This is a genomic window from Streptomyces sp. NPDC005752 (genome assembly GCF_040630715.1).
Taxonomy (GTDB): Bacteria; Actinomycetota; Actinomycetes; order Streptomycetales; family Streptomycetaceae; genus Streptomyces.
This window is the reverse complement of record NZ_JBEXYB010000004.1, coordinates 258837-280905: the sequence shown is the minus strand read 5'-3', so window position 1 is coordinate 280905 and position 22069 is coordinate 258837. Positions and strand designations below refer to the sequence as shown.

At 70.6% G+C, this 22069-nt stretch carries 24 protein-coding genes; 9 read left to right on the top strand and 15 right to left on the bottom strand.

Annotated features, from left to right (window positions below; all coding sequences use genetic code 11):
• Positions 1 to 66 precede the first annotated feature (66 nt).
• A complete protein-coding gene (locus tag ABZ441_RS05790) occupies positions 67 to 804 on the bottom strand; it encodes an isocitrate lyase/phosphoenolpyruvate mutase family protein (RefSeq protein WP_358968812.1) in 738 nt (245 codons plus the stop codon).
• A 76-nt stretch (positions 805 to 880) separates the two neighbouring features.
• On the bottom strand, positions 881 to 1393 hold the full coding sequence (locus ABZ441_RS05785) for a carboxymuconolactone decarboxylase family protein (protein ID WP_358968811.1): 513 nt from the start codon (positions 1391 to 1393) through the stop codon (positions 881 to 883).
• A gap of 47 nt (positions 1394 to 1440) precedes the next feature.
• Here ABZ441_RS05785 and ABZ441_RS05780 point away from each other — a divergent pair, with 47 nt between their 5' ends.
• The 3 genes from ABZ441_RS05780 (at position 1441) to ABZ441_RS05770 (ending at position 4438) form a co-directional block, all read left to right on the top strand.
• Complete coding sequence (locus ABZ441_RS05780) at positions 1441 to 2841, top strand: PLP-dependent aminotransferase family protein (RefSeq protein WP_358968810.1); 1401 nt, start codon at positions 1441 to 1443, stop codon at positions 2839 to 2841.
• A gap of 126 nt (positions 2842 to 2967) precedes the next feature.
• Positions 2968 to 3243, top strand: a complete 276-nt coding sequence (locus ABZ441_RS05775; protein ID WP_358968808.1) for a hypothetical protein — start codon at positions 2968 to 2970, stop codon at positions 3241 to 3243.
• A gap of 7 nt (positions 3244 to 3250) precedes the next feature.
• The gene (locus ABZ441_RS05770) at positions 3251 to 4438 is read left to right on the top strand and encodes a glutathionylspermidine synthase family protein (RefSeq protein WP_358968806.1); all 1188 of its coding nucleotides are present in this window, start codon (positions 3251 to 3253) and stop codon (positions 4436 to 4438) included.
• A 59-nt stretch (positions 4439 to 4497) separates the two neighbouring features.
• Here ABZ441_RS05770 and rocD read toward each other — a convergent pair whose 3' ends face one another.
• The 3 genes from rocD to ABZ441_RS05755 form a co-directional block, all read right to left on the bottom strand.
• On the bottom strand, positions 4498 to 5703 hold the full coding sequence (gene rocD / locus ABZ441_RS05765; RefSeq protein WP_358968805.1) for an ornithine--oxo-acid transaminase: 1206 nt from the start codon (positions 5701 to 5703) through the stop codon (positions 4498 to 4500).
• Between the two features lie 187 nt (positions 5704 to 5890).
• A complete protein-coding gene (locus ABZ441_RS05760) occupies positions 5891 to 6223 on the bottom strand; it encodes a hypothetical protein (RefSeq protein WP_358968803.1) in 333 nt (110 codons plus the stop codon).
• Positions 6198 to 6842: a sigma-70 family RNA polymerase sigma factor gene (locus tag ABZ441_RS05755; RefSeq protein WP_358968830.1), complete on the bottom strand. Its 645-nt coding sequence runs from the start codon at positions 6840 to 6842 to the stop codon at positions 6198 to 6200. The genes ABZ441_RS05760 and ABZ441_RS05755 overlap by 26 nt, the downstream gene beginning before the upstream one ends.
• A 150-nt stretch (positions 6843 to 6992) precedes the next feature.
• Between ABZ441_RS05755 and trpS the strand changes: the two genes are divergently transcribed.
• Both trpS and ABZ441_RS05745 read left to right on the top strand, forming a co-directional pair.
• Positions 6993 to 8006 carry a tryptophan--tRNA ligase gene (gene trpS / locus ABZ441_RS05750; protein WP_239579367.1) on the top strand — a complete coding sequence of 338 codons (1014 nt, stop codon included), beginning with the start codon at positions 6993 to 6995 and terminating at the stop codon, positions 8004 to 8006.
• A gap of 90 nt (positions 8007 to 8096) precedes the next feature.
• Positions 8097 to 8687: a 2'-5' RNA ligase family protein gene (locus ABZ441_RS05745; protein ID WP_358968800.1), complete on the top strand. Its 591-nt coding sequence runs from the start codon at positions 8097 to 8099 to the stop codon at positions 8685 to 8687.
• 160 nt (positions 8688 to 8847) lie between these two features.
• Here the strand turns inward: ABZ441_RS05745 and ABZ441_RS05740 are convergent, their stop codons facing one another.
• Positions 8848 to 9606 (bottom strand): decaprenylphospho-beta-D-erythro-pentofuranosid-2-ulose 2-reductase, encoded by a 759-nt coding sequence (locus tag ABZ441_RS05740; RefSeq protein WP_358968798.1) that lies wholly within the window; start codon positions 9604 to 9606, stop codon positions 8848 to 8850.
• Between the two features lie 294 nt (positions 9607 to 9900).
• On the opposite strand from ABZ441_RS05740, the gene ABZ441_RS05735 reads away from it, so the two are divergent.
• On the top strand, positions 9901 to 10842 hold the full coding sequence (locus ABZ441_RS05735) for a YihY/virulence factor BrkB family protein (protein ID WP_358968796.1): 942 nt from the start codon (positions 9901 to 9903) through the stop codon (positions 10840 to 10842).
• Here the strand turns inward: ABZ441_RS05735 and ABZ441_RS05730 are convergent.
• Complete coding sequence (locus tag ABZ441_RS05730; protein WP_358968794.1) at positions 10790 to 12034, bottom strand: D-alanyl-D-alanine carboxypeptidase; 1245 nt, start codon at positions 12032 to 12034, stop codon at positions 10790 to 10792. The genes ABZ441_RS05735 and ABZ441_RS05730 overlap by 53 nt on opposite strands.
• Before the next feature lie 121 nt (positions 12035 to 12155).
• On the opposite strand from ABZ441_RS05730, the gene ABZ441_RS05725 reads away from it, so the two are divergent.
• The 3 genes from ABZ441_RS05725 to ABZ441_RS05715 all read left to right on the top strand — a co-directional run bounded on the left by ABZ441_RS05725 (position 12156) and on the right by ABZ441_RS05715 (position 15507).
• Positions 12156 to 12401 carry a hypothetical protein gene (locus ABZ441_RS05725; protein WP_358968793.1) on the top strand — a complete coding sequence of 82 codons (246 nt, stop codon included), beginning with the start codon at positions 12156 to 12158 and terminating at the stop codon, positions 12399 to 12401.
• A gap of 59 nt (positions 12402 to 12460) precedes the next feature.
• A complete protein-coding gene (locus ABZ441_RS05720; RefSeq protein ID WP_358968792.1) occupies positions 12461 to 13819 on the top strand; it encodes a metallophosphoesterase in 1359 nt (452 codons plus the stop codon).
• Between the two features lie 134 nt (positions 13820 to 13953).
• Complete coding sequence (locus ABZ441_RS05715) at positions 13954 to 15507, top strand: ABC transporter substrate-binding protein (RefSeq protein ID WP_358968791.1); 1554 nt, start codon at positions 13954 to 13956, stop codon at positions 15505 to 15507.
• Here the strand turns inward: ABZ441_RS05715 and ABZ441_RS05710 are convergent.
• From ABZ441_RS05710 to ABZ441_RS05675, 8 genes are all read right to left on the bottom strand, one after another.
• The gene (locus ABZ441_RS05710; RefSeq protein ID WP_358968828.1) at positions 15494 to 16285 is read right to left on the bottom strand and encodes a TetR family transcriptional regulator; all 792 of its coding nucleotides are present in this window, start codon (positions 16283 to 16285) and stop codon (positions 15494 to 15496) included. The two genes, ABZ441_RS05715 and ABZ441_RS05710, sit on opposite strands and share 14 nt — an antisense overlap.
• Positions 16286 to 16331: 46 nt before the next feature.
• Positions 16332 to 16724, bottom strand: coding sequence for a DCC1-like thiol-disulfide oxidoreductase family protein (locus tag ABZ441_RS05705; RefSeq protein WP_358968827.1), 393 nt, complete (start codon positions 16722 to 16724; stop codon positions 16332 to 16334).
• Positions 16725 to 16860: 136 nt separating this feature from the next.
• Complete coding sequence (locus ABZ441_RS05700; RefSeq protein WP_358968789.1) at positions 16861 to 17295, bottom strand: hypothetical protein; 435 nt, start codon at positions 17293 to 17295, stop codon at positions 16861 to 16863.
• A 134-nt stretch (positions 17296 to 17429) separates the two neighbouring features.
• Positions 17430 to 18239 (bottom strand): hypothetical protein, encoded by an 810-nt coding sequence (locus tag ABZ441_RS05695; protein ID WP_358968787.1) that lies wholly within the window; start codon positions 18237 to 18239, stop codon positions 17430 to 17432.
• A 19-nt stretch (positions 18240 to 18258) separates the two neighbouring features.
• Positions 18259 to 18849 (bottom strand): hypothetical protein, encoded by a 591-nt coding sequence (locus tag ABZ441_RS05690; protein ID WP_358968785.1) that lies wholly within the window; start codon positions 18847 to 18849, stop codon positions 18259 to 18261.
• Between the two features lie 174 nt (positions 18850 to 19023).
• Positions 19024 to 19800 (bottom strand): succinate dehydrogenase iron-sulfur subunit, encoded by a 777-nt coding sequence (locus tag ABZ441_RS05685; RefSeq protein ID WP_358968783.1) that lies wholly within the window; start codon positions 19798 to 19800, stop codon positions 19024 to 19026.
• Positions 19800 to 21554 carry a succinate dehydrogenase flavoprotein subunit gene (gene sdhA, locus ABZ441_RS05680; RefSeq protein WP_358968781.1) on the bottom strand — a complete coding sequence of 585 codons (1755 nt, stop codon included), beginning with the start codon at positions 21552 to 21554 and terminating at the stop codon, positions 19800 to 19802. Before sdhA ends, ABZ441_RS05685 begins: the two co-directional genes overlap by 1 nt.
• Before the next feature lie 30 nt (positions 21555 to 21584).
• On the bottom strand, positions 21585 to 22067 hold the full coding sequence (locus tag ABZ441_RS05675; protein ID WP_205018456.1) for a succinate dehydrogenase hydrophobic membrane anchor subunit: 483 nt from the start codon (positions 22065 to 22067) through the stop codon (positions 21585 to 21587).
• Positions 22068 to 22069: the final 2 nt, after the last annotated feature.

The following is a 22069-nucleotide window of genomic DNA, read 5'->3' as shown; positions in this document are numbered from 1 at the left end:
CCCCGCCGCCCGGGGGGGCCCCCCCGGGCCCCCGTGGGGGGCCCGGGGGCGCCCTCCCGTGTGCGGTCAGCGGCCGAGAAGCCGGTCCGCGAGCTCGCGCACGGCGTCCGCGGCCCTGCGCTGCAGCTGGGGGCCGAAGGTGATCCGGGCCGCGCCCAGCTCGCCGAGCCGGCGCACGGCGGACGGGCCGTCCGGTGCGCCGAGGGCGTTGAGCGGGACCGTGACCGCCCCGGCCAGACGGGGAAGGTCCTCGGCCGGGGCCATGATCGGATAGACGCAGTCCGCACCGGCTTCGGCGTAGAGCCGGGCGCGGGCCACCGTCTCCTCGACCACAGCCACGGTGTCCGGGTCCCCGTGGACGTACGTGTCGACGCGGGCGTTGACGAAGAGACGGTCGCCGGCTACGGCGCGCACCTCCGCGAGCCGGTCGGCCTGCCGCCGCGGGTCGACGAGGACGCCGTCGGCCGAGTCCTCCAGATTGCAGCCGGCCGCTCCGGCCTCCAGGAGGCGCTCGACGAGTTCGGCCGGGGCCAGGCCGTAACCCGACTCGATGTCCGCCGACACCGGAACGGACACCGCACGTACGATCCGGCCCACCGCCGCGAACATCTCGGCGGCGGGTGTCCGCCCGTCGGCGTGACCGAGAGAGGCGGCGACGCCCGCGCTCGGGGTGGCCAGGGCGGGGAACCCGGCGTCCTCGAACACCCGCGCGCTCGCGGCGTCCCACGGGCCGGGAAGTACGAGCGGGTCGGCCGGAGCGCGGCCGTGGTGCAGGGCTCGGAAGACGGACGCGGGCTCGTTCATCGGGGCTCCGGGGTGGAGGGGCGTGGGGTCGGGGGCCCGGGCGGGGGAGGACCCTCGCCCCGGTACCCCGGCGGGTTCAGTGCTTGATGTCGCCGGGTGTGTAATGCCCCGGGGTCAGCCGGGCGGTCACCCCGAAGCGGTTCCACGCGTTGATCACGGTGATCGAGGCGATGAGCTGGGCGAGTTCGGCCTCCTCGAAGTGCTCGGCGGCCTTCGCGTAGACCTCGTCCGGCACGAAACCGTCGGTCAGGACCGTCACCGCCTCCGTCAGCCGGATCGCCGCGAGTTCCTTCTCCGTGTAGAAGTGCTGCGACTCCTCCCAGGCGCTGAGCTGGATGATCCGCTCGACGGACTCGCCCGCGGCGAGGGCGTCCTTCGAGTGCATGTCCAGGCAGAAGGCGCAGCGGTTGAGCTGCGAGGTGCGGATCTTCACCAGTTCGAGCAGCGTCGGGTCGAGTCCCTTACGGGAAGCGGTGTCCAGCCGGACCATCGCCTTGTAGACGTCGGGCGCGAGCTGGGCCCACTGCAGACGGGCGGGGTGCTCGGGGGCGTTGCCGGCGGGCGTGTGGTGATGCGTGTGCGTGGTCATGATGGTGAAACTAACGGCTGGATGGCGCAGCGGTATGGTCCATTTCCATGACGGATTCCTGGGCCGCTTTCGGTGCGGACCTGCACATCGAACCGGTCGGGGCGGGCCTGCGCAGCGGGCTCACGAAGGCGTTGCGGGAGGCCGTACGCACCGGACGGCTGATCCCCGGCACCCGGCTGCCCTCCTCCCGTACGCTCGCCGTGGATCTCGGGATCGCCCGCAACACCGTCGCCGATGCCTACGCCGAGCTTGTCGCCGAGGGCTGGCTCACCGCGCGGCAGGGTTCGGGGACCAGGGTCGCGCAGCGCGCCGCCCCGCCCGGGCCGGCTGCCCGGGGGGCCAGGGGCCGCCGCGTCGACCGGAGGCCCGCGCACAATCTGCTGCCGGGGTCACCGGACCTGTCGTCCTTCCCGCGGGCGGAGTGGCTGAGGGCGGCCAGGCGCGCCCTCACCGCCGCTCCCGACGCGGCCTTCGGCTACGACGATCCGCGGGGCCGCATCGAGCTGCGAAGGGCGCTCGCGGACTACCTGGCCCGGGCGCGCGGGGTGTACGCGGACCCCGAACGCATCGTGATCTGCTCAGGGTTCGTCCACGGGCTCACGCTGATGGGGAAGGTGCTGCGGCGCCACAAGGTGCGGGGGGTGGCCGTCGAGTCGTACGGCCTGGACATCCACTGGGACATCCTGAACGGGGCGGGCCTGCGCACCCCGTGCCTGCCGGTGGACGGGCTCGGAGCCGGGGCCGGGGCGCTGGGCGGGACACCGGGCGTGGGCGCGGTGCTGCTGACTCCCGCCCACCAGTTCCCCACGGGCGTCCCACTCCATCCCGACCGGCGTGCGGCGGCGGTCGACTGGGCCCGCTCCTCGGGCGGTCTGATCCTCGAGGACGACTACGACGGCGAGTTCCGCTACGACCGCCAGCCGGTGGGCGCGCTGCAGGGGCTGGACCCGGAACGGGTCGTCTACATGGGGACGGCCAGCAAGTCGCTGGCGCCCGGGCTGCGGCTGGCCTGGATGGTGCTGCCGGAAGGACTGGTGGACGAGGTCTGCGACGCGAAGGGCGGTTTCGACTGGATGTCCGGGGCGCCGGACCAGCTGACGCTCGCGGAGTTCATCACGTCCGGGGCGTACGACCGGCATGTGCGGGCCATGCGGTTGCGCTACCGGCGCCGCCGCGACCAGCTCGTCGAGGCGCTCGGCGAACGGGCGCCGGACATCCGGGTGAGCGGCATCGCGGCGGGCCTGCACGCGGTGCTCGAGCTCCCCGAGGGGGCCGAGCAGCCGGTCGTCCAGGCGGCCGCCTGGCAAGGGCTCGCGCTGGAGCGGCTCTCGCGCTTCCGGCACCGGGAGGCGGAGCCGGGCCGCGACGGGCTGGTCATCGGCTACGGCACGCCTTCGGAGAGCGGTTGGGCCGGGGCACTGGACGCGCTCTGCCGCGTGCTCCCGTGAACGGGCTTCCGGAGCATGCGGGGGGAGTGGGCGGCACCGGGTTTCGGCCACGAGAGCCATGCATCTAATCTGACTGACAGTTCGCCGCTGGGCGGGCACCGGCTCATGGGCACGACGGGGGAGAAAATGAACAGGCGCAGGCTGAGGTCGAGCACCGTCGTGCTCGGCGGCATGGGAGTACTCGCGGCGACGCTCACGGCGTGCAGTTCGGAACCGGACGAGCGGTGCGTCGACCCGGTGACCCAGGAGATCCTGCCGAGCTACGAATGCGAGGACAGCAACGGCAGCGGTACGTACTACTACGGCGGCAGCAGCCACAACAACCGGATGTCCGGCGGCAGTTTCACCAAGTCGGCGGTCGAGCGCGACGGATTCGGCTCCTCCGGCTCCAGCGGCGGCTGAGACCTCCATGGAACGCCGCACCACGGAACCGCGTCCCGGCTGGCAGGAGACCGTCGAGGAGCAGGGGCTGATCTATCCCCTGACCCGGTACCCGGACGGATCCCTGCGCCCGTACTGGGACGAGAGCGCCTACTACGTCTTCTCACTGCCGGAGGTCGAGGCGCTGGAAGAGGTCGTGGAGGAACTCCACACGATGTGTCTCGCGGCCGCCGCGCACATCGTCGAGCACGACCGCTTCGCCGATCTCGGCATCACCGACCCGCGGCTGGCGGGCCTGATCGCCGAGTCCTGGCGGCGCCGTGCCGAACTCCCGTCCCTGTACGGCAGGTTCGACCTGCGGTACGACGGGACCGGTCCGGCCAAGATGCTCGAGTACAACGCGGACACCCCCACCTCGCTCGTGGAGGCCGCCAGCCCCCAGTGGTTCTGGATGGAGGACCGCTTCCCCGGGGCCGACCAGTGGAACTCCCTGCACGAGCGTCTCGTCGACGCGTGGAAGCGGCAGGCCCCGCTGCTGCCGCCGGGCCCCCTGCACTTCGCCCACTCCGACGGCGACGAGCTGGGCGAGGACCTGATGACGGTGGCGTATCTGCGGGAGACCGCCGCGCAGGCCGGGATCGACACCGAGGCGCTCTCCGTCGAGCGGATCGGCTGGGACCAGCTGTCCCACCGCTTCGTCGACGAGCGGCTCCGCTTCATCCGCAGCTGCTTCAAGCTGTATCCGTGGGAATGGCTGACGACGGACCGCTTCGGGCCGCACGTGCTGGCCACCCTCGACAACGGCGGGGGCACCGGCAGCACCTGCTGGATCGAACCGGCCTGGAAGATGCTCCTCTCCAACAAGGCTCTGCTCGCCGTCCTCTGGGAGCTGTACCCCGGGCACCCCAACCTCCTCCCCGCCTATCTCGACGGCCCCCGCGAACTGGCCGGGACCGGCGGGCCGGGTTACGTCGCCAAGCCGCTGCTCGGCCGTGAGGGCGCCGGGGTCACCGTCCACGAACCGGGCAGCGCTCCGCTGCTGCGCGACGAACCCTGCTGCTACCAGGAACTGGCGCCCCTTCCCGACTTCGCCGGCAACCGTGTGGTGCTCGGGGCCTGGGTGGTCGAGAACGAGTCCGCCGGGCTCGGCATCCGGGAATCGGCGGGGCTGATCACCGACGAGTACGCCCGCTTCCTGCCCCACGTCATCCTCTGAGCCGCCGGCCGGGCCCCGCCGCCGGGGGCTCGGCCGGCCTGGATTCAGTCGGCGTGGATTCAGCCGGCCAGTACGCCGCGGAGCTGGTCGAGGCCCCAGTCCAGGTCCTCCTTGCTGATCACCAGGGGCGGGGCGATCCGGATCGTGGAGCCGTGGGTGTCTTTGACGAGGACCCCGCGGTCCATCAGCTTCTCCGAGATCTCCCGGCCCGTACCGAGCGCCGGAGAGATGTCGACCCCCGCCCACAGACCTCGTCCCCGCACGGCCTGCACCGCCCCGCCGCCGGTCAGCAGCCCCAGCTCGTGGTGGAGATGGTCGCCCAGCTCCGCGGCCCTCTGCTGGAACTCGCCGGTGCGCAGCATCGCGATCACCTCCAGCGCGACCGCACAGGCCAGCGGATTCCCGCCGAACGTCGATCCGTGCTCGCCCGGCCGGTGGACACCGAGGACCGCGGCGGACGACACGACGGCGGAGACGGGCACGACGCCACCTCCGAGCGCCTTGCCCAGCACGTACATGTCGGGCACGACACCCTCGTGCTCACACGCGAAGGTCCGGCCCGTACGGCCCAGACCCGACTGGATCTCGTCCGCGATGAACAGGACGTTCCGCTCCCGTGTCATCTCCCGTACCCCGGCGAGATAGCCGGGCGGCGGAACCAGCACCCCGGCCTCGCCCTGGATCGGCTCCATCAGCACCGCGACGGTGTTCTCCGTCATGGCCTCGGCGAGCGCGGTGAGATCCCCGTACGGAACGATCTCGAACCCCGGTGTGTACGGACCGAAGTCCGCCCGTGCCTCGTGGTCCGTGGAGAAGCTGACGATCGTCGTCGTCCTGCCGTGGAAGTTGTCCGCGGCGACGATGATCTTCGCCATCCCGTCCGGTACGCCCTTGACGCGATAGCCCCACTTGCGGGCCGTCTTCACCGCCGTCTCCACCGCCTCCGCCCCGGTGTTCATGGGGAGGACCATCTCCATGCCGCAGAGCTCGGTGAGTTGGGTGCAGAAGTCGGCGAACCGGTCGTGGTGAAAGGCACGCGAGGTCAGCGTCACGCGTTCGAGCTGAGCCTTGGCCGCGTCGATCAGCCGTCGGTTGCCGTGCCCGAAGTTGAGCGCCGAGTAGCCGGCCAGCATGTCGAGGTAACGCCGGCCCTCGACATCGGTCATCCAGGCGCCGTCCGCCGAGGCGACGACGACCGGCAACGGGTGGTAGTTGTGCGCGCTGTGCGCCTCTGCGGAGGCGATGGCGGTTTCCGTGGTCGACACGGGATCTCCGTTCGTCGTGCGGCGTGGGCGGGGGTCGTGCCCACTTTGTATCGTCGGTCGGATCCGGCACGGGGAAACCTTCGGCGCGCGGCGCGCCTCGCGGCCGCAGGGGCCGCCACCCGCTCTGCCGCCGTTCCCGCGGCTCGGGGGCGGGCGTGGCGCTCCCCGGCCACGCCCGGTCTGCCCGTCAGGCCGAGCGCCCCGGAGAGCGCGGCCCGTCCTTCCGGCTCAGCCACCACGCGCGGACCCGCTCCAGGCGGCCCGCGGGCTCCGGAACGAGCACGGACACCGGCACGGGCACCGCTCCCGCGATGATCTGCTCCAGGACCCGCTCGGCCATCGTCGCGCCGTCGGTGTCCGGCACGTCCAGCCCGTCGCACAGCGCCATCAGCTCCGCCCGCAGCCGCTCCCGCGTCCCGTCCCGCTCCCGCGGCCCGTCCCGTTCCGGCCCGGGGCGCTCCGGCCCGTCCCGTCCCGGCCCGGGGCGCTCCGGGTCATCGCCGTCCGTCGTTCCGCGCACCGCGTCCGCCCTCCTTCCGTTCGTCCCGCCCGTCCCGCCCGTCCCGCTCCGGACCCAGCTGGCCGCCGAGCCGCCGCTCCAGCTTCCTCAGCGCGCGATTGAGCCGGGACTTCACCGTCCCCCGGGGCCAGCCGAGAGCCTGAGCCGTCTCCGCCTCGTCCATCTCCAGCAGATAGCGGCAGGTCACCACCTGGCGCTGCTCCTCGCTCAGCTCCTCCAGCGCGGCGGTCAGCAGCGTCCCGCGCTCCCGGGCGAGGGCCGCCGCGGCCGGGTCCGCAGAATCGGGTATCACCGGATCCACCCCCCGGGAACAGGCGTCACGGCCCGCCACCGCCCGCGCACGCCCTGCCGAGCGGACCGTGTTTCTCGTCTCATTCATCACGATGCGCAGCAGCCACGGCCTGAAGGGCGCGCCGTCCCGGAAACGCCCCAGCGCCTGATACGCCTTGAAGAAGGCGGACTGCACCACGTCCTCGGCGTCCGCCCCCGCTCCGAAGGCCACCGCCGCCCGCAGCGCTACCCCCGTGTGGGAGCGCACGAGCTGCGCGTATGCCTCCGTGTCCCCGGCGCGCACACGAGCGATCACCACCCCCTCGCTGTCGTCATGGCCTGCGGGCAGCCCTCCGGCTCGCCCGACAGCGCCGCTCCCGCCCTCGTCGTCGATGCTGCGGCCCTTCTCCGGGCCCGGCCGCGATGCCCCTTCCCGCGTCCTCACATCTTTCCTACACCGGTTGCCGGAGATCGGTTCCACACCTGAGACAATGAGGTCATGGCCTCTGACCGACCCCGCGTGCTCTCCGGAATCCAGCCCACCGCAGGCTCGTTCCACCTAGGCAACTACCTCGGCGCGGTCCGCCAGTGGGTGGCGCTGCAGGAGTCCCACGACGCCTTCTACATGGTCGTGGACCTGCATGCGATCACCGTGCCGCAGGACCCGAAGGAACTCCGCGCCAACACCCGGCTCGCCGCGGCCCAGTTGCTGGCGGCCGGGCTCGACCCGGAGCGGTGCACGCTCTTCGTGCAGAGCCACGTCCCCGAACACGCCCAGCTGGGCTGGATCATGAACTGCCTCACCGGCTTCGGCGAGGCGTCCCGTATGACGCAGTTCAAGGACAAGTCCGCCAAGCAGGGTGCCGACCGGGCGACCGTGGGCCTCTTCACCTACCCGGTCCTCCAGGTCGCCGACATCCTGCTGTACCAGGCGGACCAGGTCCCGGTCGGCGAGGACCAGCGCCAGCACATCGAGCTCACCCGGGACCTCGCCGAGCGGTTCAACGGCCGCTTCGGGCAGACGTTCACGATCCCGGCGCCGTACATCCTCAAGGAGACGGCGAAGATCTTCGACCTGCAGGACCCGGCGATCAAGATGAGCAAGTCGGCGTCCTCGCCGAAGGGGCTGATCAACCTCCTCGACGACCCGAAGGCCACCGCCAAGAAGGTCAGGAGCGCGGTCACCGACACGGACACCGTGATCCGCTACGACACGGAGAAGAAGCCCGGTGTCAGCAACCTGCTGAGCATCTACTCCACCCTCACCGGTACCGCGGTCACGGATCTGGAACAGAAGTACGAGGGCAAGGGCTACGGCGCGCTCAAGACCGACCTCGCCGAGGTCATGGTGGAGTTCGTCACCCCGTTCCGGACCCGCACCCAGGAGTACCTGGACGATCCGGAGACCCTGGACGCCCTTCTGGCCAAGGGAGCGGAGAAGGCCAGGACCGTCGCGGCCGAGACGCTCGCGCAGACCTACGACCGGATGGGTCTTCTGCCCGCGAAGCACTGAGTCCAAGGACCCTGGCGAGACCAGGGCCGAAGGGGCCACACTGGCGTCGGCACGACCGAAGAACGACCTTCGAGGATTGAGGAGAACGACGTGGGGACCGTAACGCTCGGCGTTTCGATCGCGGTCCCGGAGCCGTACGGCAGCCTGCTCCAGGAGCGGCGCGCGAGCTTCGGGGACCCTGCCGCGTACGGCATCCCCACGCATGTCACCCTTCTTCCGCCGACCGAGGCCGAGGCGGCCGACCTGCCGGCGATCGAGACCCACCTCTCCCAGATCGCCACGGCCGGCCGCCCCTTCCCGATGCGGCTGTCCGGTACGGGCACCTTCCGCCCGCTCTCACCGGTCGTCTACGTCCAGGTCGTCGAGGGCGCCTCGGCCTGCTCCTGGCTCCAGAGGCGGGTCCGGGAGGCATCCGGGCCCCTGGTGCGCGAGCTGCAGTTCCCGTACCACCCGCACGTGACCGTGGCGCACGGCATCGCGGAGGAGGCCATGGACCGCGCGTACGAGGAGCTCTCGTCGTACGAGGCGGCCTGGACCTGCGGTTCCTTCGCACTGTACGAACAGGGCGAGGACAGCGTCTGGCGCAAGATCAACGAGTTCCCGTTCGGTGGGGGCGGGAGCGCGCCCGCCGTACCCGCACAGGGCGGCAGCTCCACGGACCAGCCGTCCCTGCGCCCCTGAGTTCGGCACCTCCCGGGCCTGACACAGACCCGGGCCTGACACAGACCCGGGCCTGACACAGACCCGGGCCTGACACAGACCCGGGCCTGACACAGACCCGGGCCTGACACGGACCCGGACCCGGCACACCCCCGGGCCTGACACCGACCCGCGCCAAGCCCTACCGCACCGGCAGCCGTCGGAACAGCGGACGCGGTACGTGCCGCAGGGCCGACATCACCACCCGCAGCGCCCCCGGCACCCACACCGTCTCCGAGCGCCGCCCCAGCCCCGTCACGATGGCGTCGGCGACGGCCCCCGGGGTCGTGGCCAGCGGAGCCTCCTCGCGCCCTGCCGTCATCCGCGACCGTACGAAGCCGGGACGCACGACCATCACATGCACCCCCGTGCCGTGCAGCGCGTCGCCGAGCCCCTGCGCGAAGGCGTCCAGCCCCGCCTTGCTCGAGCCGTAGATGAAATCGGCGCGCCGGGCGCGTTCGCCGGCCACCGAGGAGAGCACCACCAGCGATCCATGGCCCTGCGCCTGAAGCGCGCCGGCGCACACCAGGCCGGCGGATACCGCCCCCGTGTAGTTGGTCTGCGCGACCCGGACCGCGGACAGCGGCTCCTCCTCGTCGCGGGCCTGGTCGCCCAGGACGCCGAAGGCCATGAGCACCATGTCGATGTCCTCCTCGGCGAAGAGCTTCCCGAGCACCTCCTCGTGGGAGACGGAGTCGAGCGCGTCGAAGGAGACGGTACGGACGTCGGCGCCCAGCTCACGCAGTTCGGCCGCGGCCCGTTCCAGGGCGGGCGAGGGCCTCCCGGCCAGCCGGACGGTCCTGGTGCGGCGGGCGATCAGCCGCCGCGCGGTGGCCAGGCCGATCTCCGAGGTGCCGCCGAGGACGAGCAGGGACTGCGGGGCACCGAAGGCGTCCTTCACGGGATAACTCCTAGCGGGATGACTGAGAGGTGCGGCGGCGCGGTCCCGGAGCGCGACGCGGCGGGACAGCCCGGACGGGGAGGTCCCTGCGCCGGACGGGGAGGCCTCCCGCCGCGCCGGCCCCGCTCGGGGCCCGAGCCGGGCCGGACACCATGCCGACAGACATGATCGTGACGTTATCGCCCACGAAAACCCTTTTGAGGGATTCGTTACATGACTCACCGAAATGGGTGATTGATGATGCGGGAGGACGCTCGCATCGGTTTTCTGCGCCGGGAAGGGTACGCGTACGTCATGGACTGGCTGAAGAACCTCCCCGGCATCGGGCCGCTCGTCGCACGGCTGATGGAGACGCACGCCTGGCGCTCCTACGAGACGCTGGACCGGGTCCACTGGACCAGGCTCGCCGCGGCGATCACCTTCCTCAGCTTCCTGGCCCTCTTCCCGCTGATCGCGGTCGGGGCCGCCATCGGTGCCGCGCTGCTCACGCCCGATCAGCTCGACAGGATCAAGGAGAAGCTCGCCGACCAGGTGCCAGGCATCTCGGACCAGCTCGGCATCGACAACCTCGTGGCACACGCGGGCACGGTGGGGCTCGTGGCCGGTGTGCTGCTGCTCTTCACCGGCATCGGCTGGATCGGCTCGATGCGGGACTGCCTGCGCGCGGTGTGGGAGAGGGACGACGTGGACGAGGGCAATCCTGTCCTCCGCAAACTCAAGGACGCCGGTCTGCTGGTCGGCCTCGGCGGAGCGGTGCTCGTGACGCTCGCCGTGTCCACCGTCGCCTCCACGGCCATCGGCTGGACGGTCGACCGTCTGGGCATCCCCGAGAACGGCGTGGGCGGGGTGCTGCTCCAGGTGGCCGCCGTGGCCGTGGCGGTCCTCGCCGACTTCCTGATCCTGCTCTACCTGCTGACCCTGCTGCCCGGGGTCGAGCCGCCGCGCCGACGGCTGATCGTGGCGGGGCTGGTCGGCGCAGTGGGCTTCGAACTGCTGAAGCTGCTGCTCGGCAGCTACATCCGGGACGTCGCGTCGAAGAGCATGTACGGCGCCTTCGGCGTGCCCATCGCGCTCCTCCTCTGGATCAACTTCAGCGCGAAGCTCCTCCTCGTCTGCGCCGCCTGGACGGCGACGCCGAGCAAGGACGAGGAGAAGGGCGCGGTGGACGGGGAGGGCGTGGACGTCAGCGACGGGGGAGGCGACGCGCCAGGGCCGGCAGCGGCCACCGCCGGTTGACCAGGAACACTCCGGCCGCCAGGACCACCAGCACACCGCCGACGACCGACAGGGCCGTCCAGGCCCCGCCGGAGCCGGCCGGGGACGTCGCGGTCGCCGCGGCCGCGTGCTTCTTCCCGGCCTTGCCGGCGCCCGCCGCCGGTTCCGAGCCCTTGGCGGCCACGGCGGACCTCGGCGCTACCAGCTCACCGACCGGGGTCACCTTGCCGCCGGCGGAGAAGCCCCAGTCGAGGAGGTGCGCCGCCTCCTTGTAGACGGCGTGGCTCTCGTCGGCCGAGGGGTGCATGACCGTCACCAGCAGCACTTTCCCGTCGCGTTCGGCGATCCCCGTGAAGGTGTTGCCGGCCTGGGTCGTGTAGCCGTTCTTGACGCCCGCGATGCCCTTGTACGGGTCCACCCCGATGTCACCGGTGATCAGCCGGTTGGTGTTCTGGATCTCGAAGCTCTTCCGCTTCTTGCCCTTCTTCTGCTCGCCGGGGAACTCCGCCGTCGCCGTCGCGGCGTACTCACGGAAGTCCGCCTTCTGCATCCCGCTCCGGGCGAACAGCGTCAGGTCGTACGCGCTGGAGACCTGGTGCGGGGCGTCGTAGCCGTCGGGTGAGATCACCGTCGTGTCCAGGGCCTGGAGCTCCTCGGCGTGGCGCTGCATGGCGGCGACCGTCGCGGGCACACCGCCGTACATCTCGGACAGCACGTGCACCGCGTCGTTGCCGGAACGCAGGAACACGCCGAGCCACAGGTCGTGGACCGTGTAGGAGTGGTCCTCCTTGACGCCCACCAGGCTGCTGCCCTCGCCGATGTCGGCGAGCTCGTCCTCGGTCACCAGATGCGTCATGGACTTCGGCTGCAGGGCGGGCAGGACCGTGTCGGCGAAGAGCATCTTCAGGGTGGACGCGGGCGGCAGCCGCCAGTGCGCGTTGTGCGACGCGAGCACCTCTCCGTTCTCCGCGTCGGCGACGATCCACGACCGTGCGCTGAGGTCCTTCGGCAGCACCGGAGCGCCCGGTCCCAGGTCGACCTGCGTGCCGATCTCCCCCAGCCGCTCGCCGCCCACGGTCGACATCGGACCGGTCGGCTTCGGCTGTTTGTCTTCGGTCTTGTCCTTGTCGGCCGCCCCGGCAGGACAGACGGCAGATACGGACAGCAACGCGGCAGAGAGGACCGTCAGTACGGTCTTTTTCAGAGCAGGCACGGTCGGAAACGTACAGGGCGTCACTGAGGATGGGGACCCGGATGGCCTGACCCGCCGTGCATACCGCCGGGACAGCCCACCCCGGGCGATCGACGAGGAGCGCGGCGGCGATACTGATTCCATGAAGCTCAGCCGCCCCGTCTCCTGGTTCCTGCTCGTCTTCGGAGCGTGGAGCTGGGTCATCTGGGTCACCTTTGTCAAGAATCTCTGGAAGGACGGCAGCGGGCTCGCGTTCGACGACGCGGGCGACCCGACTGCGTACTTCTGGGTCCATCTCCTGCTCGCCATCACCTCGTTTCTTCTGGGGACGGCTGTAGGGGTCATCGGGTTCCGTGGTGTCAGGGCTTTGCGTCACGAAAGCAGATGACGTGACGGCGGGGGCCGCCGTCCGGACAGCATCGTTTCAGCGGGGGAGCGTACGTGTTTGTGGTCTTCGTAGTCGTGGCGGTCGCGGTTGTCGCGCTGCTCGCGGGCGTCCACCGCTATGTGTGGCGCCGGCTGATCGGCGACACGACACGGAAGGGCGGCTTCGCGCGCCGCGCGGGCACCGTCGCGGCCTTCGTGCTGCCGCTGCTGACCGTCGGCGCCTTCGTCTCCAGCCGTGCCGGCTTCCCCTTCCCGCTGCAGCAGGCGCTGGCCTGGCCGGGCTATCTGTGGCTGGCCGCCCTGCTCTATCTGACGCTGGCCCTGCTGGTGGGGGAGGGCGTCCGTCCCCTCCTGCGCAGGATCCTCGCCCGCCGGGCCGGAGCCGTCGGCACCGGCCACGCGGACACGGCCACGGTGACCGCTGACGGGCCTGCCGCCACCGCCGAGCACACGGAGCAGGAGAGCGTGCCGGCCGCCCGGCAGTCCGGCGTGGTCACCGCGACAGCCGCCGAACCCGCCTCCGCGGCGGGCGGCGGCAGCGCCCTCACGGACCTCGCGCCGCGCGCCGAGACCCCCGCACCGACCGTCGCCGACCCTTCGCGCCGGCTCTTCGTCGCCCGAGCCGTCGGCGGAGCGGCCGCCCTCGCCGGTCTCGGCACCGTCGGTCACGGCACCTACGGGGTGCTGCGCGGCCCCAGCACCAAGCGGATCACCATCCCGCTCGCCGGACTGCCGCGATCCGCCCACGGCTTCCGGATCGCCATGGTGAGCGACATCCACATCGGCCCCATCCTGGGCCGCGCCCACACCCGGCGGATCGTGGAGGCGATCAACGCCACCGGTCCGGACCTGGTCGCCGTCGTCGGAGACCTCGTCGACGGGTCCGTCGCCGATCTCGGTAGCGCGGCCGAGCCGCTGGCCGGGCTCCAGGCCCGCCACGGCAGCTTCTTCGTCACCGGGAACCACGAGTACTTCTCCGGCGCCGCGGAGTGGGTCGACCACGTACGCGAGCTGGGTCTGCACCCGTTGGAGAACGCCCGCGTCGAGATCGCCGGCTTCGACCTCGCCGGAGTCAACGACGTCGCCGGCGAGAGCGAGGGCCAGGGCCCCGACTTCGCCCGCGCGCTCGGCGACCGCGACCGCAGCCGGGCCTCGGTCCTCCTCGCGCACCAGCCCGTCGTCATCGACGACGCCGTCGCGTACGGCGTCGGTCTGCAGCTCTCCGGCCACACCCACGGGGGCCAGCTCTGGCCCGGGAACCTGGTGGCCGAGCTCGCCAACCCGACCGTCGCCGGCTACGAGCGCTACGGCGACACGCAGTTGTACGTCTCGCGTGGTGCGGGGGCCTGGGGGCCGCCCGTGCGCGTCGGCGCCCCCTCCGACATCACCGTGGTGGAACTCGCTTCCCTGCAGGCCTGACCCCGAAACCTGTGAGCCTCATGACCAGCCTTCCAAATGTGAATATCGTGTGATTGGGTGAGGGTGAACATGCGGCGGTGATGTGCCTCTCTGTGCACGCGAGCCGGGGTGGGGCTGGCAAGGGAGCACGGCACATGCGCTTCATCCGTCTGAGGATTCTCGCGATTCTGGCGGTACTGGTCGTCGTGGGAGCAGGCGCCTGGCAACTGCTCCCCTCGGACGAGGTGAACGAGTCCCCGATCAGGCTCGGCACGTCCGACGAGGTCACCTCGCTCGACCCGGCGGGCGCGTACGACGCCGGTTCCTGGGCGATCTACAGCAACCTCTACCAGTCGCTGATGACCTTCAGGCCCGGGGCGGTCGTGCCGGAACCGGACGCGGCCGAGAGCTGCGGCTTCATCGGCCAGAAGCTCCAGACGTACCAGTGCAGGCTGCGCGACGACCTGACCTTCTCGAACGGCCGCAAGATCACGGCCTCGGACGTCGAGTACTCCTTCGAGCGCATGCTCAGGATCAAGGCGGACGTCGGCCCCTCGGTGCTGTTCCCCGGCCTCGACACCATCGTGTCCGAAGGCCGCACGATCACCTTCAACCTCTCGGCCCGGGACGCGACGTTCCCCCAGAAGCTCGCCACGGGCGCCGGATCCATCGTCGACCCGGACCAGTACCCGAAGGACAGGCTCCGCACGGACGACCAGGTCGACGGCTCGGGCCCGTACACCCTGAAGTCCTACGAGCCCGGGGTCGCCGCCGAACTGGTGCCCAACCCGGCGTACCGGGGCGCGCTGAAGAAGACGGGTGTCGCGGTCGGCATCCGGTACTTCGACGGGTCCGAGGCGCTCCAGGCCGCGTGGGCGGCCGGAGACGTCGATGTCACGCACCGCCAGCTCCCGGCCGAGCAGCTGGCCGAGCTCGACCCGGGCGCCGGTGAACAGCGCGTGACCGAGGCGGACAGCGCCGAGATCCGCAACCTCGTCTTCAACGTCCGCGACGGCGCGCCGCTCGCGGACAGGAAGGTCCGCCAGGCCGTCGCCTGGATCATCGACCGGGGACCGCTGGTCACCAAGGCCTACCGGAACACCGTCGAGCCGCTCTACTCGCTGATCCCGCAGGGTTACATCGGACACAGCACCCCCTTCTTCGACTCGTATCCGCAGTCGGACCCGAAGCGGGCCAGGGCGCTGATGGAGGAGGCGGGCGTGGATCTTCCGATGCGCATCACCTTCGCCCACCGCGACGACGACGCCAACAAGGAGGAGTCCGCCGAGCTGGTCCGCCAGCTCGAGAAGGACGGGCTGTTCGAGGTCACGGAGAAGGCCGTGGAGTGGCAGGCCTTCCAGAAGGGCTACGCGGCCGGAAAGTACGACGTGTACACCATCGGCTGGCTTCCCGACTTCCCGGACCCCGACACCTTCAGCCAGCCGCTGGTCGGCCGGGAGAACTCCCTCCACAACGGCTACACCAGCGAGAGGATGGACGCGCTGATCGCGGCCACCCAGCAGTACAGCGACCGCGGCCGGACCTCCGCCGACTTCAAGGAACTGCAGCAGCTGGTCGGCGAGGACGTTCCGCTGATCCCTCTGTGGCAGAAGAAGGACTACGTCGTCAGCAAGCAGTCCGTGTCCGGATCCCAGTACCTCTCCGACGGCACGGGAATCTGGCGGCTGTGGGAACTCAGCTGGATCTGATGTCCGAGGCGCCGGGCGTGTCCGGGGAGTCGGGCGCGTCCGAGGCGCCGGGCGCACCCCGTTCCGGTCGTTTCGCTGCGCCGGGCATGAATTCCACCAGGACGTCGCTGACTTGCCGTACGAGCGGTCGCAGCACCCGGAAGCGGGAGAGAGCGATCGCCCGTGCGGCGATCGGCGCGGTGCGCTCGACGAGCCGCCGGCTGCGTTCGGCGCCCTCGGTCCGGTCGTAGACCCAGAACAGCACCAGCCCCATCTGCATGAGCCACATCAACTGCGGCAGGAGCTCGGCCAGTTCCGGGTCGTGCTTGGTGCTGGATCCGGCCAGACACCGTTCGTGCACCGAGATCGCGGCCTCGCGGGCGGCCACGGACTCCTCCGAGAAGGGGGAGAGCGGGCTGTCCGGGTCGGCGGCGTTCTTGAAGAACTGGGCGGCGAAGCGGTGGTACTGCTCGGCCACGTCCAGCCAGCAGAGCAGCACACCGCGGATGCGTACACCGAGATCCGCGTCGCCCGCCAGGACCGGCCGGACCGCTGCCTCGTGCTCGGCGGCGATCCGGTCGTAGAAACCCTGGACCAGGTGCTCCTTCGAGGAGAAGTAGTAGTAGGCGTTCCCGACGGAGACGCCGGCCTCCTGGGCGACGGCCCGCATCGTCGTACGGTCGTACCCCCGCTCCTCGAACAGCCGGAGCGCGGTCTCCAGGATCAGCGTGCGGGTCTGCTCGCTCTTCGGGGCTTTGGCGGACCTGTCGGTCCTGCCTGCTCCGGCCGGCTTCGCCACGTTCGCGTCAGCCACGTTCTTCTCTTCCTTCACCACGGTCCCCAGGCTATCCGGGAGTTCCGCCCGCAGGATCCGGCAGTCGGCAGGCGCCGTCGGCGGAGCCGCACGGCTCCGCCGTGACGGACCGGTACTTCGCCGCGGCGAGCACCGTGGCACGGGCGAAAGGACGGCCCAGGGGAGTGGTCAGCCAGTGGGCCCGGGGCCGGTGTTCGGCCAGGGCCCAGAGGCAGACGATCCAGGCCGCCGTCCCCCGGTAGACCTGCCCCCGGTCCCCGACCACCGTGATCTCCTCCAGTGTCGCCGCGTGGTCGAGCGTGGGGAAGCGGTCCCTCGCCTCCCGGCCACCGGCCGGGACGAGATCGAGCGGTACGAGCTGGCGCTGCTTCCGCAGCCAGTGGCGCAGATGGACGCAGAGCGGGCACCCGTCGTCGTAGAGCACCGTGAGCCGGGTGACCGGCGGGTACGGGGCGGGCGCGCGGCCCTGCGCGAGGCCGTCCGCGTCGCGGTTCTGAGCGTCCCGGGTGTTCTGGGTGTCCAGGGTGTCCAGGGCGTTCTGGGTGTCCGCCACGGCCCGCTCACCTTCCGGTGGCGGGTGCCGCCCAGGGGCCCTGGTTCCCGGGGCCGGCCCAGCCCTGCGGCGGCACGGGCGGGGTCTGCTCGCGCTCCATCAGTCCGCGGCGGCGGATCTTGTTGAGCACGTAGACGTTGCCCAGGTGCATCACGCCGAGGACCAGCAGGACGACCCCGATCTTCACCGACAGCGCCTCGAAGAGCTGCCGGGCGTCGGCGACCCCGTCGGCGTTCTTCAGGTAGAGGGTCACGAAGCCCAGGTTGACCAGGTAGAAGCCGACCACCAGCAGGTGGTTCACGGCGTCCGCGAGCTTGTCGTTCCCGTGGAGCACGTCGGCGAGGAAGACCTTGCCGTTGCGGCTGAGCGTGCGGGCGACCCAGATGGTGAGCGCGACGCTGATGAGCAGGTAGATGACGTAGGCGAGCACAGTGAGGTCCATGCCCCACCCTCCCTTGAACGTGTTCAAAATCCTGATGCCATGACTGTATGCCTGTCTTTGAACATGTTCAAGTGGCGTCCCGGCGCATGCCGGAACGCTGGATCGCCGCCGGTGCGGGAGGGGGTGACGCGCAATCAGCCGGTGAGGGCCTTGACGAGCTCGGCCCGCAGTTCGTCCGGGTCGGGCAGCGGGGCGGAGGCCAGCGCCTCGTTCCACCCCGCGGCAGCCTGGTCGACCCCGGAGCGGAAGGCGCGCCTCAGTGGCACCTGCCCGAAGAACAGCGCGAGCGCCGCCACCGGCCGCAGCAGCGACCGCCCGCGCACGGTCAGCGTGACGCCGATCTCCCAGGAGCCGTCGGCGGCCGGGCGCGGCGTGACGGTGAGGCGCGCGCGTCCCAACCGGTGCTTGGCGCGGACCGTGAGCGGAGCGCGGGCCGGCGGGAGGGATCCGGCACGGGCCGCCGCGGCCGCCCACCAGGCGGCCAGGTCGAGCCTCGCCCGGCCGGAGGAGCGTTGCAGTGGGCCTCCGACGGGATTGCGCACGTCGAAGCCCAGGTCCAGCGTCCCGGGCCGGTCCGGGGTGCGCAGCCGCCCGGCCAGCCGCACGGCCAGGTCGGCGGAGTCCATGCGGAGCTCGACGGCGATCGCGGTGGAGCGCCGCCAGTCCCGTACGGTCATCACGACCAGGTCGTGCACGGAGCTCACGCCGGGGGTGTCGGCCGTCTCGTCGGCGTCCGAGGTGATCTCGTACCGGGCCCCCGCGCGCAGATGACGGCCCTTCAGCAGGCGTATGCCGGGGACCGACGGCCCGCCCTCGCCCAGCACGATGTCGCCGCCGCGGCGCGTCCGTGTGGACTCGGAGGTGTCCAGGGCGAACCGTGCGCACTCCTCGAACCAGGCGCGGTCCAGGGGTGTGACGGTGACCGTGTGGCCGAAGCGGGCCATGAGGAGGCCGTGCCCGGTCTCAGGCGCTCATCGAACGGGCTGTGTTGACCTGGGACATGACCCACTGGAAAGTCTCCGGGGCCGTCGCGGGGATCATCGTCTGGTGGTGCCGCCCGCCGCTGGTGACGGTGATCTGCACGAAGCCGGTCGTGCGCTTCTCCTTCATCAGGAGGAACAGCAGACCGATGAGGCAGAACAGCGCGAAGACGATCGCCAGCACGACGCCCACGGTCGGGATCTTCTCCTCCGTGCGCGACATGTCGGTCGCCGTCCACACGGCGCCCTTCAGCGGCAGGGTGCCGGACGGGGTCACGATGCTGTCGTTCATCACCGTGATGTCACCGAGCGAGAGCATCGGCACTCCGCCGCCACCGTGCTGCACCGGCAGGTTGAAGCCGGTCTCCGTGGGCTGGCCGGGCCCCGGATACCCGTATCCGGGGCCCGGCTGCGCCGCACCCTCGGGCAGTGGCTGCGGGTAGCCGTACGCGGGCGGGGCGCCGGGTGCCGGATAGCCGTAGCCCTGACCGTCCGGCATGGTGGGCGGATTGCCCTGTGACTGGGGCGGGCCCCACTTGTATGAGTCGTCCGCATACGGATTCGGATCGCTCACGACGTTCCCCGTTCTCCATCAAGCCATCTGCTCCCGTGCTGTGCTGCTTCGGGAGAGGCGAGCCGGTCACCGGCTCCGCATGACCGTACCGTCCCGGACCGCCCGATGCACGAAGAGGCCCCGCTTCGCGCACGGTCCGTGTGCGAAGCGGGGCCTTTCGGATCAACGCGTGGGTCAGAAGCGACGGGTGATGAGCGCGCGCTTCACTTCCTGGATCGCCTTGGTGACCTCGATGCCACGCGGGCAGGCGTCCGTGCAGTTGAACGTCGTGCGGCAACGCCACACACCGTCACGGTCGTTGAGGATCTCCAGACGCTGCTCACCGGCCTCGTCGCGCGAGTCGAAGATGAAGCGGTGCGCGTTGACGATCGCCGCCGGGCCGAAGTACTGGCCGTCGTTCCAGAACACCGGGCACGAGGACGTGCACGCGGCGCACAGGATGCACTTGGTGGTGTCGTCGAAGCGCTCGCGGTCCTCGGGGGACTGCAGGCGCTCGCGCGTCGGCTCGTTGCCCTTGGTGACGAGGAACGGCATGACGTCGCGGTAGGCCTGGAAGAACGGGTCCATGTCGACCACGAGGTCCTTCAGGACCGTGAGGCCCTTGATGGCCTCGACCGTGATCGGCTTGTCCGGGTTGATGTCCTTGATCAGCGTCTTGCAGGCGAGCCTGTTCTTGCCGTTGATCCGCATCGCGTCGGAGCCGCAGATGCCGTGCGCGCAGGAGCGGCGGAACGTCAGGGTTCCGTCCATCTCCCACTTGATCTTGTGAAGGGCGTCGAGCACACGCTCCTTCGGGTCGATCGAGATCTGGAAGTCCTGCCACTCGACCTCGTCGGAGACCTCGGGGTTGAAGCGGCGGATCCGGAACGTCGCCGTGATGTACGGGGTGTCGGCGAAGCCGGCCTCGGGCTCGGGGGCCTTGCCCGACTTCTCCAGGGTGGGGGTTGCCATCAGTACTTACGCTCCATCGGCTGGTAGCGGGTCGTGACGACCGGCTTGTAGTCGAGCCGGATCGACTCGGTGCCGTCGTCCGCGACCTCGCGGTACGCCATGGTGTGGCGCATGAAGTTGACGTCGTCGCGGTTCGGGAAGTCCTCGCGGTAGTGACCGCCGCGGGACTCCTTGCGGGCCAGCGCGGAGGTCGCCATGACCTCGGCCAGGTCGAGCAGGTTGCCCAGCTCGACGGCCTCCAGCAGGTCGGTGTTGAACCGCTTGCCCTTGTCCTGGATGGACACGTTGAGGTAGCGCGCCCGGAGCTCGGCGATCTTGTCGACCGCGGTCTTGATCGTCTGCTCGGTGCGGAACACCATCACGTTGGCGTCCATGCACTCCTGCAGCTCCAGGCGGAGCGCGGCGACGCGCTCCGTGCCGGTGGAGTTGCGCAGCCGCTCGACCTGGTCGACGACCAGCTGGGCCGGGTTCTCGGGAAGCTCGACGAAGTCGTTCTTCGCGGAGTACTCGGCGGCGGCGATGCCCGAGCGGCGTCCGAAGACGTTGATGTCGAGCAGCGAGTTCGTGCCCAGGCGGTTGGCGCCGTGCACGGAGACACAGGCGACCTCGCCGGCGGCGTACAGGCCCGGGACGACGGTGGTGTTGTCGGCCAGCACCTCACCCTGGACGTTGGTCGGGATGCCGCCCATGGCGTAGTGCGCGGTCGGCTGGATCGGGATCGGGTCCGTGTAGGGCTCGATGCCGAGGTACGTACGCGCGAACTCGGTGATGTCCGGGAGCTTCGCGTCCAGCTGCTCCGGCGGGAGGTGCGTGAGGTCGAGGTAGACGTGGTCGCCCTCGGGACCGCAACCGCGGCCCTCGCGGATCTCCGTGTAGATGGAGCGGGACACGACGTCACGGGACGCGAGGTCCTTCATGACCGGCGCGTACTTCTCCATGAAGCGCTCGCCGTCCTTGTTGCGGAGGATGCCGCCCTCACCACGGGCGCCCTCCGTCAACAGGATGCCCATGCGCCAGATGCCCGTCGGGTGGAACTGGAAGAACTCCATGTCCTCCAGCGGCAGACCCCGGCGGTAGCAGGCAGCCTGTCCGTCACCGGTCAGGGTGTGGGCGTTCGACGTCACCTTGAAGAACTTGCCGGTGCCGCCCGAGGCGTAGATGACCGACTTCGCCTGGAAGACGTGGATCTCGCCGGTGGCCAGCTCGTAGGCGACGACGCCGGCGGACTTCCTGACGCCGTTCTCCTCGACGACCAGCTGGTCCAGGACGTAGAACTCGTTGAAGAACTCCACGCCTTCCTTGACGCAGTTCTGGTACAGCGTCTGGAGGATCATGTGGCCGGTGCGGTCGCCCGAGTAGCAGGCGCGACGGACCGGGGCCTCACCGTGGTTGCGGGAGTGACCGCCGAAGCGGCGCTGGTCGATCTTGCCCTCGGGTGTACGGCCGAACGGCAGGCCCATCTTCTCGAGGTCGAGGACCGCGTCGATGGCCTCCTTCGCCAGGATCTCGGCGGCGTCCTGGTCGACCAGGTAGTCGCCGCCCTTGATCGTGTCGAAGGTGTGCCACTCCCAGTTGTCCTCTTCCACGTTGGCGAGCGCGGCGGCCATGCCGCCCTGCGCGGCGCCCGTGTGGGAGCGGGTGGGGTAGAGCTTCGTCAGCACGGCGGTGCGGCTGCGCTTGGTCGACTCGATGGCCGCGCGCATACCGGCGCCGCCGGCGCCGACGATGACGGTGTCGTACTTGTGGATCTGCATGGTTTTCCTCTGGTCCCTCTGTCCCGGCGCCTAGCGGATGTTCGGGTCGAAGGTGAAGATCACCAGCGTGCCCAGCAGGACGGTGAACACCGTGGCGGTGTACAGGAGCATCTTCAGCCAGAAGCGGGTGTTGTCCCGTTCGGCGTAGTCGTTGATGACCGTACGGAGGCCGTTGGCGCCGTGCAGCATGGCGAGCCACAGCATCGCCAGGTCCCAGACCTGCCAGAACGGCGAGGCCCAGCGGCCCGCGACGAAGGCGAAGCCGATCTTGGACACGCCGCCGTCGAGCACCAGCTGGATCAGCAGGTGACCGATGACGAGGACGACCAGCACGATGCCCGACAGGCGCATGAAGAGCCAGGCGTACATCTCGAAGTTCGTGCGCGAACCCTTGGGGGTCTTGCCCGTGCGCTTGCGCGGGGGCTCGATCACCGGGGCCGGGTTGTCGACGTCGTAGAGGCTCACGCCCTCGACGTCACCGATCGCGGAAGAAGAAGGTGTCTCGGTGGACATCG

What these genes read in the sequence shown, in the direction of transcription:
- ABZ441_RS05790 (WP_358968812.1), bottom strand. Translation starts at nt 804, where the DNA reads ATGAACGAGCCCGCGTCCGTCTTCCGAGCCCTGCACCACGGCCGCGCT.
- ABZ441_RS05785 (WP_358968811.1), bottom strand. Translation starts at nt 1,393, where the DNA reads ATGACCACGCACACGCATCACCACACGCCCGCCGGCAACGCCCCCGAG.
- ABZ441_RS05780 (WP_358968810.1), top strand. Translation starts at nt 1,441, where the DNA reads ATGACGGATTCCTGGGCCGCTTTCGGTGCGGACCTGCACATCGAACCG.
- ABZ441_RS05775 (WP_358968808.1), top strand. Translation starts at nt 2,968, where the DNA reads ATGAACAGGCGCAGGCTGAGGTCGAGCACCGTCGTGCTCGGCGGCATG.
- ABZ441_RS05770 (WP_358968806.1), top strand. Translation starts at nt 3,251, where the DNA reads ATGGAACGCCGCACCACGGAACCGCGTCCCGGCTGGCAGGAGACCGTC.
- trpS (WP_239579367.1), top strand. Translation starts at nt 6,993, where the DNA reads ATGGCCTCTGACCGACCCCGCGTGCTCTCCGGAATCCAGCCCACCGCA.
- ABZ441_RS05735 (WP_358968796.1), top strand. Translation starts at nt 9,901, where the DNA reads ATGGACTGGCTGAAGAACCTCCCCGGCATCGGGCCGCTCGTCGCACGG.
- ABZ441_RS05725 (WP_358968793.1), top strand. Translation starts at nt 12,156, where the DNA reads ATGAAGCTCAGCCGCCCCGTCTCCTGGTTCCTGCTCGTCTTCGGAGCG.
- ABZ441_RS05715 (WP_358968791.1), top strand. Translation starts at nt 13,954, where the DNA reads ATGCGCTTCATCCGTCTGAGGATTCTCGCGATTCTGGCGGTACTGGTC.
- ABZ441_RS05700 (WP_358968789.1), bottom strand. Translation starts at nt 17,295, where the DNA reads ATGGACCTCACTGTGCTCGCCTACGTCATCTACCTGCTCATCAGCGTC.
- ABZ441_RS05695 (WP_358968787.1), bottom strand. Translation starts at nt 18,239, where the DNA reads ATGGCCCGCTTCGGCCACACGGTCACCGTCACACCCCTGGACCGCGCC.
- ABZ441_RS05685 (WP_358968783.1), bottom strand. Translation starts at nt 19,800, where the DNA reads ATGGCAACCCCCACCCTGGAGAAGTCGGGCAAGGCCCCCGAGCCCGAG.
- sdhA (WP_358968781.1), bottom strand. Translation starts at nt 21,554, where the DNA reads ATGCAGATCCACAAGTACGACACCGTCATCGTCGGCGCCGGCGGCGCC.
- ABZ441_RS05675 (WP_205018456.1), bottom strand. Translation starts at nt 22,067, where the DNA reads ATGTCCACCGAGACACCTTCTTCTTCCGCGATCGGTGACGTCGAGGGC.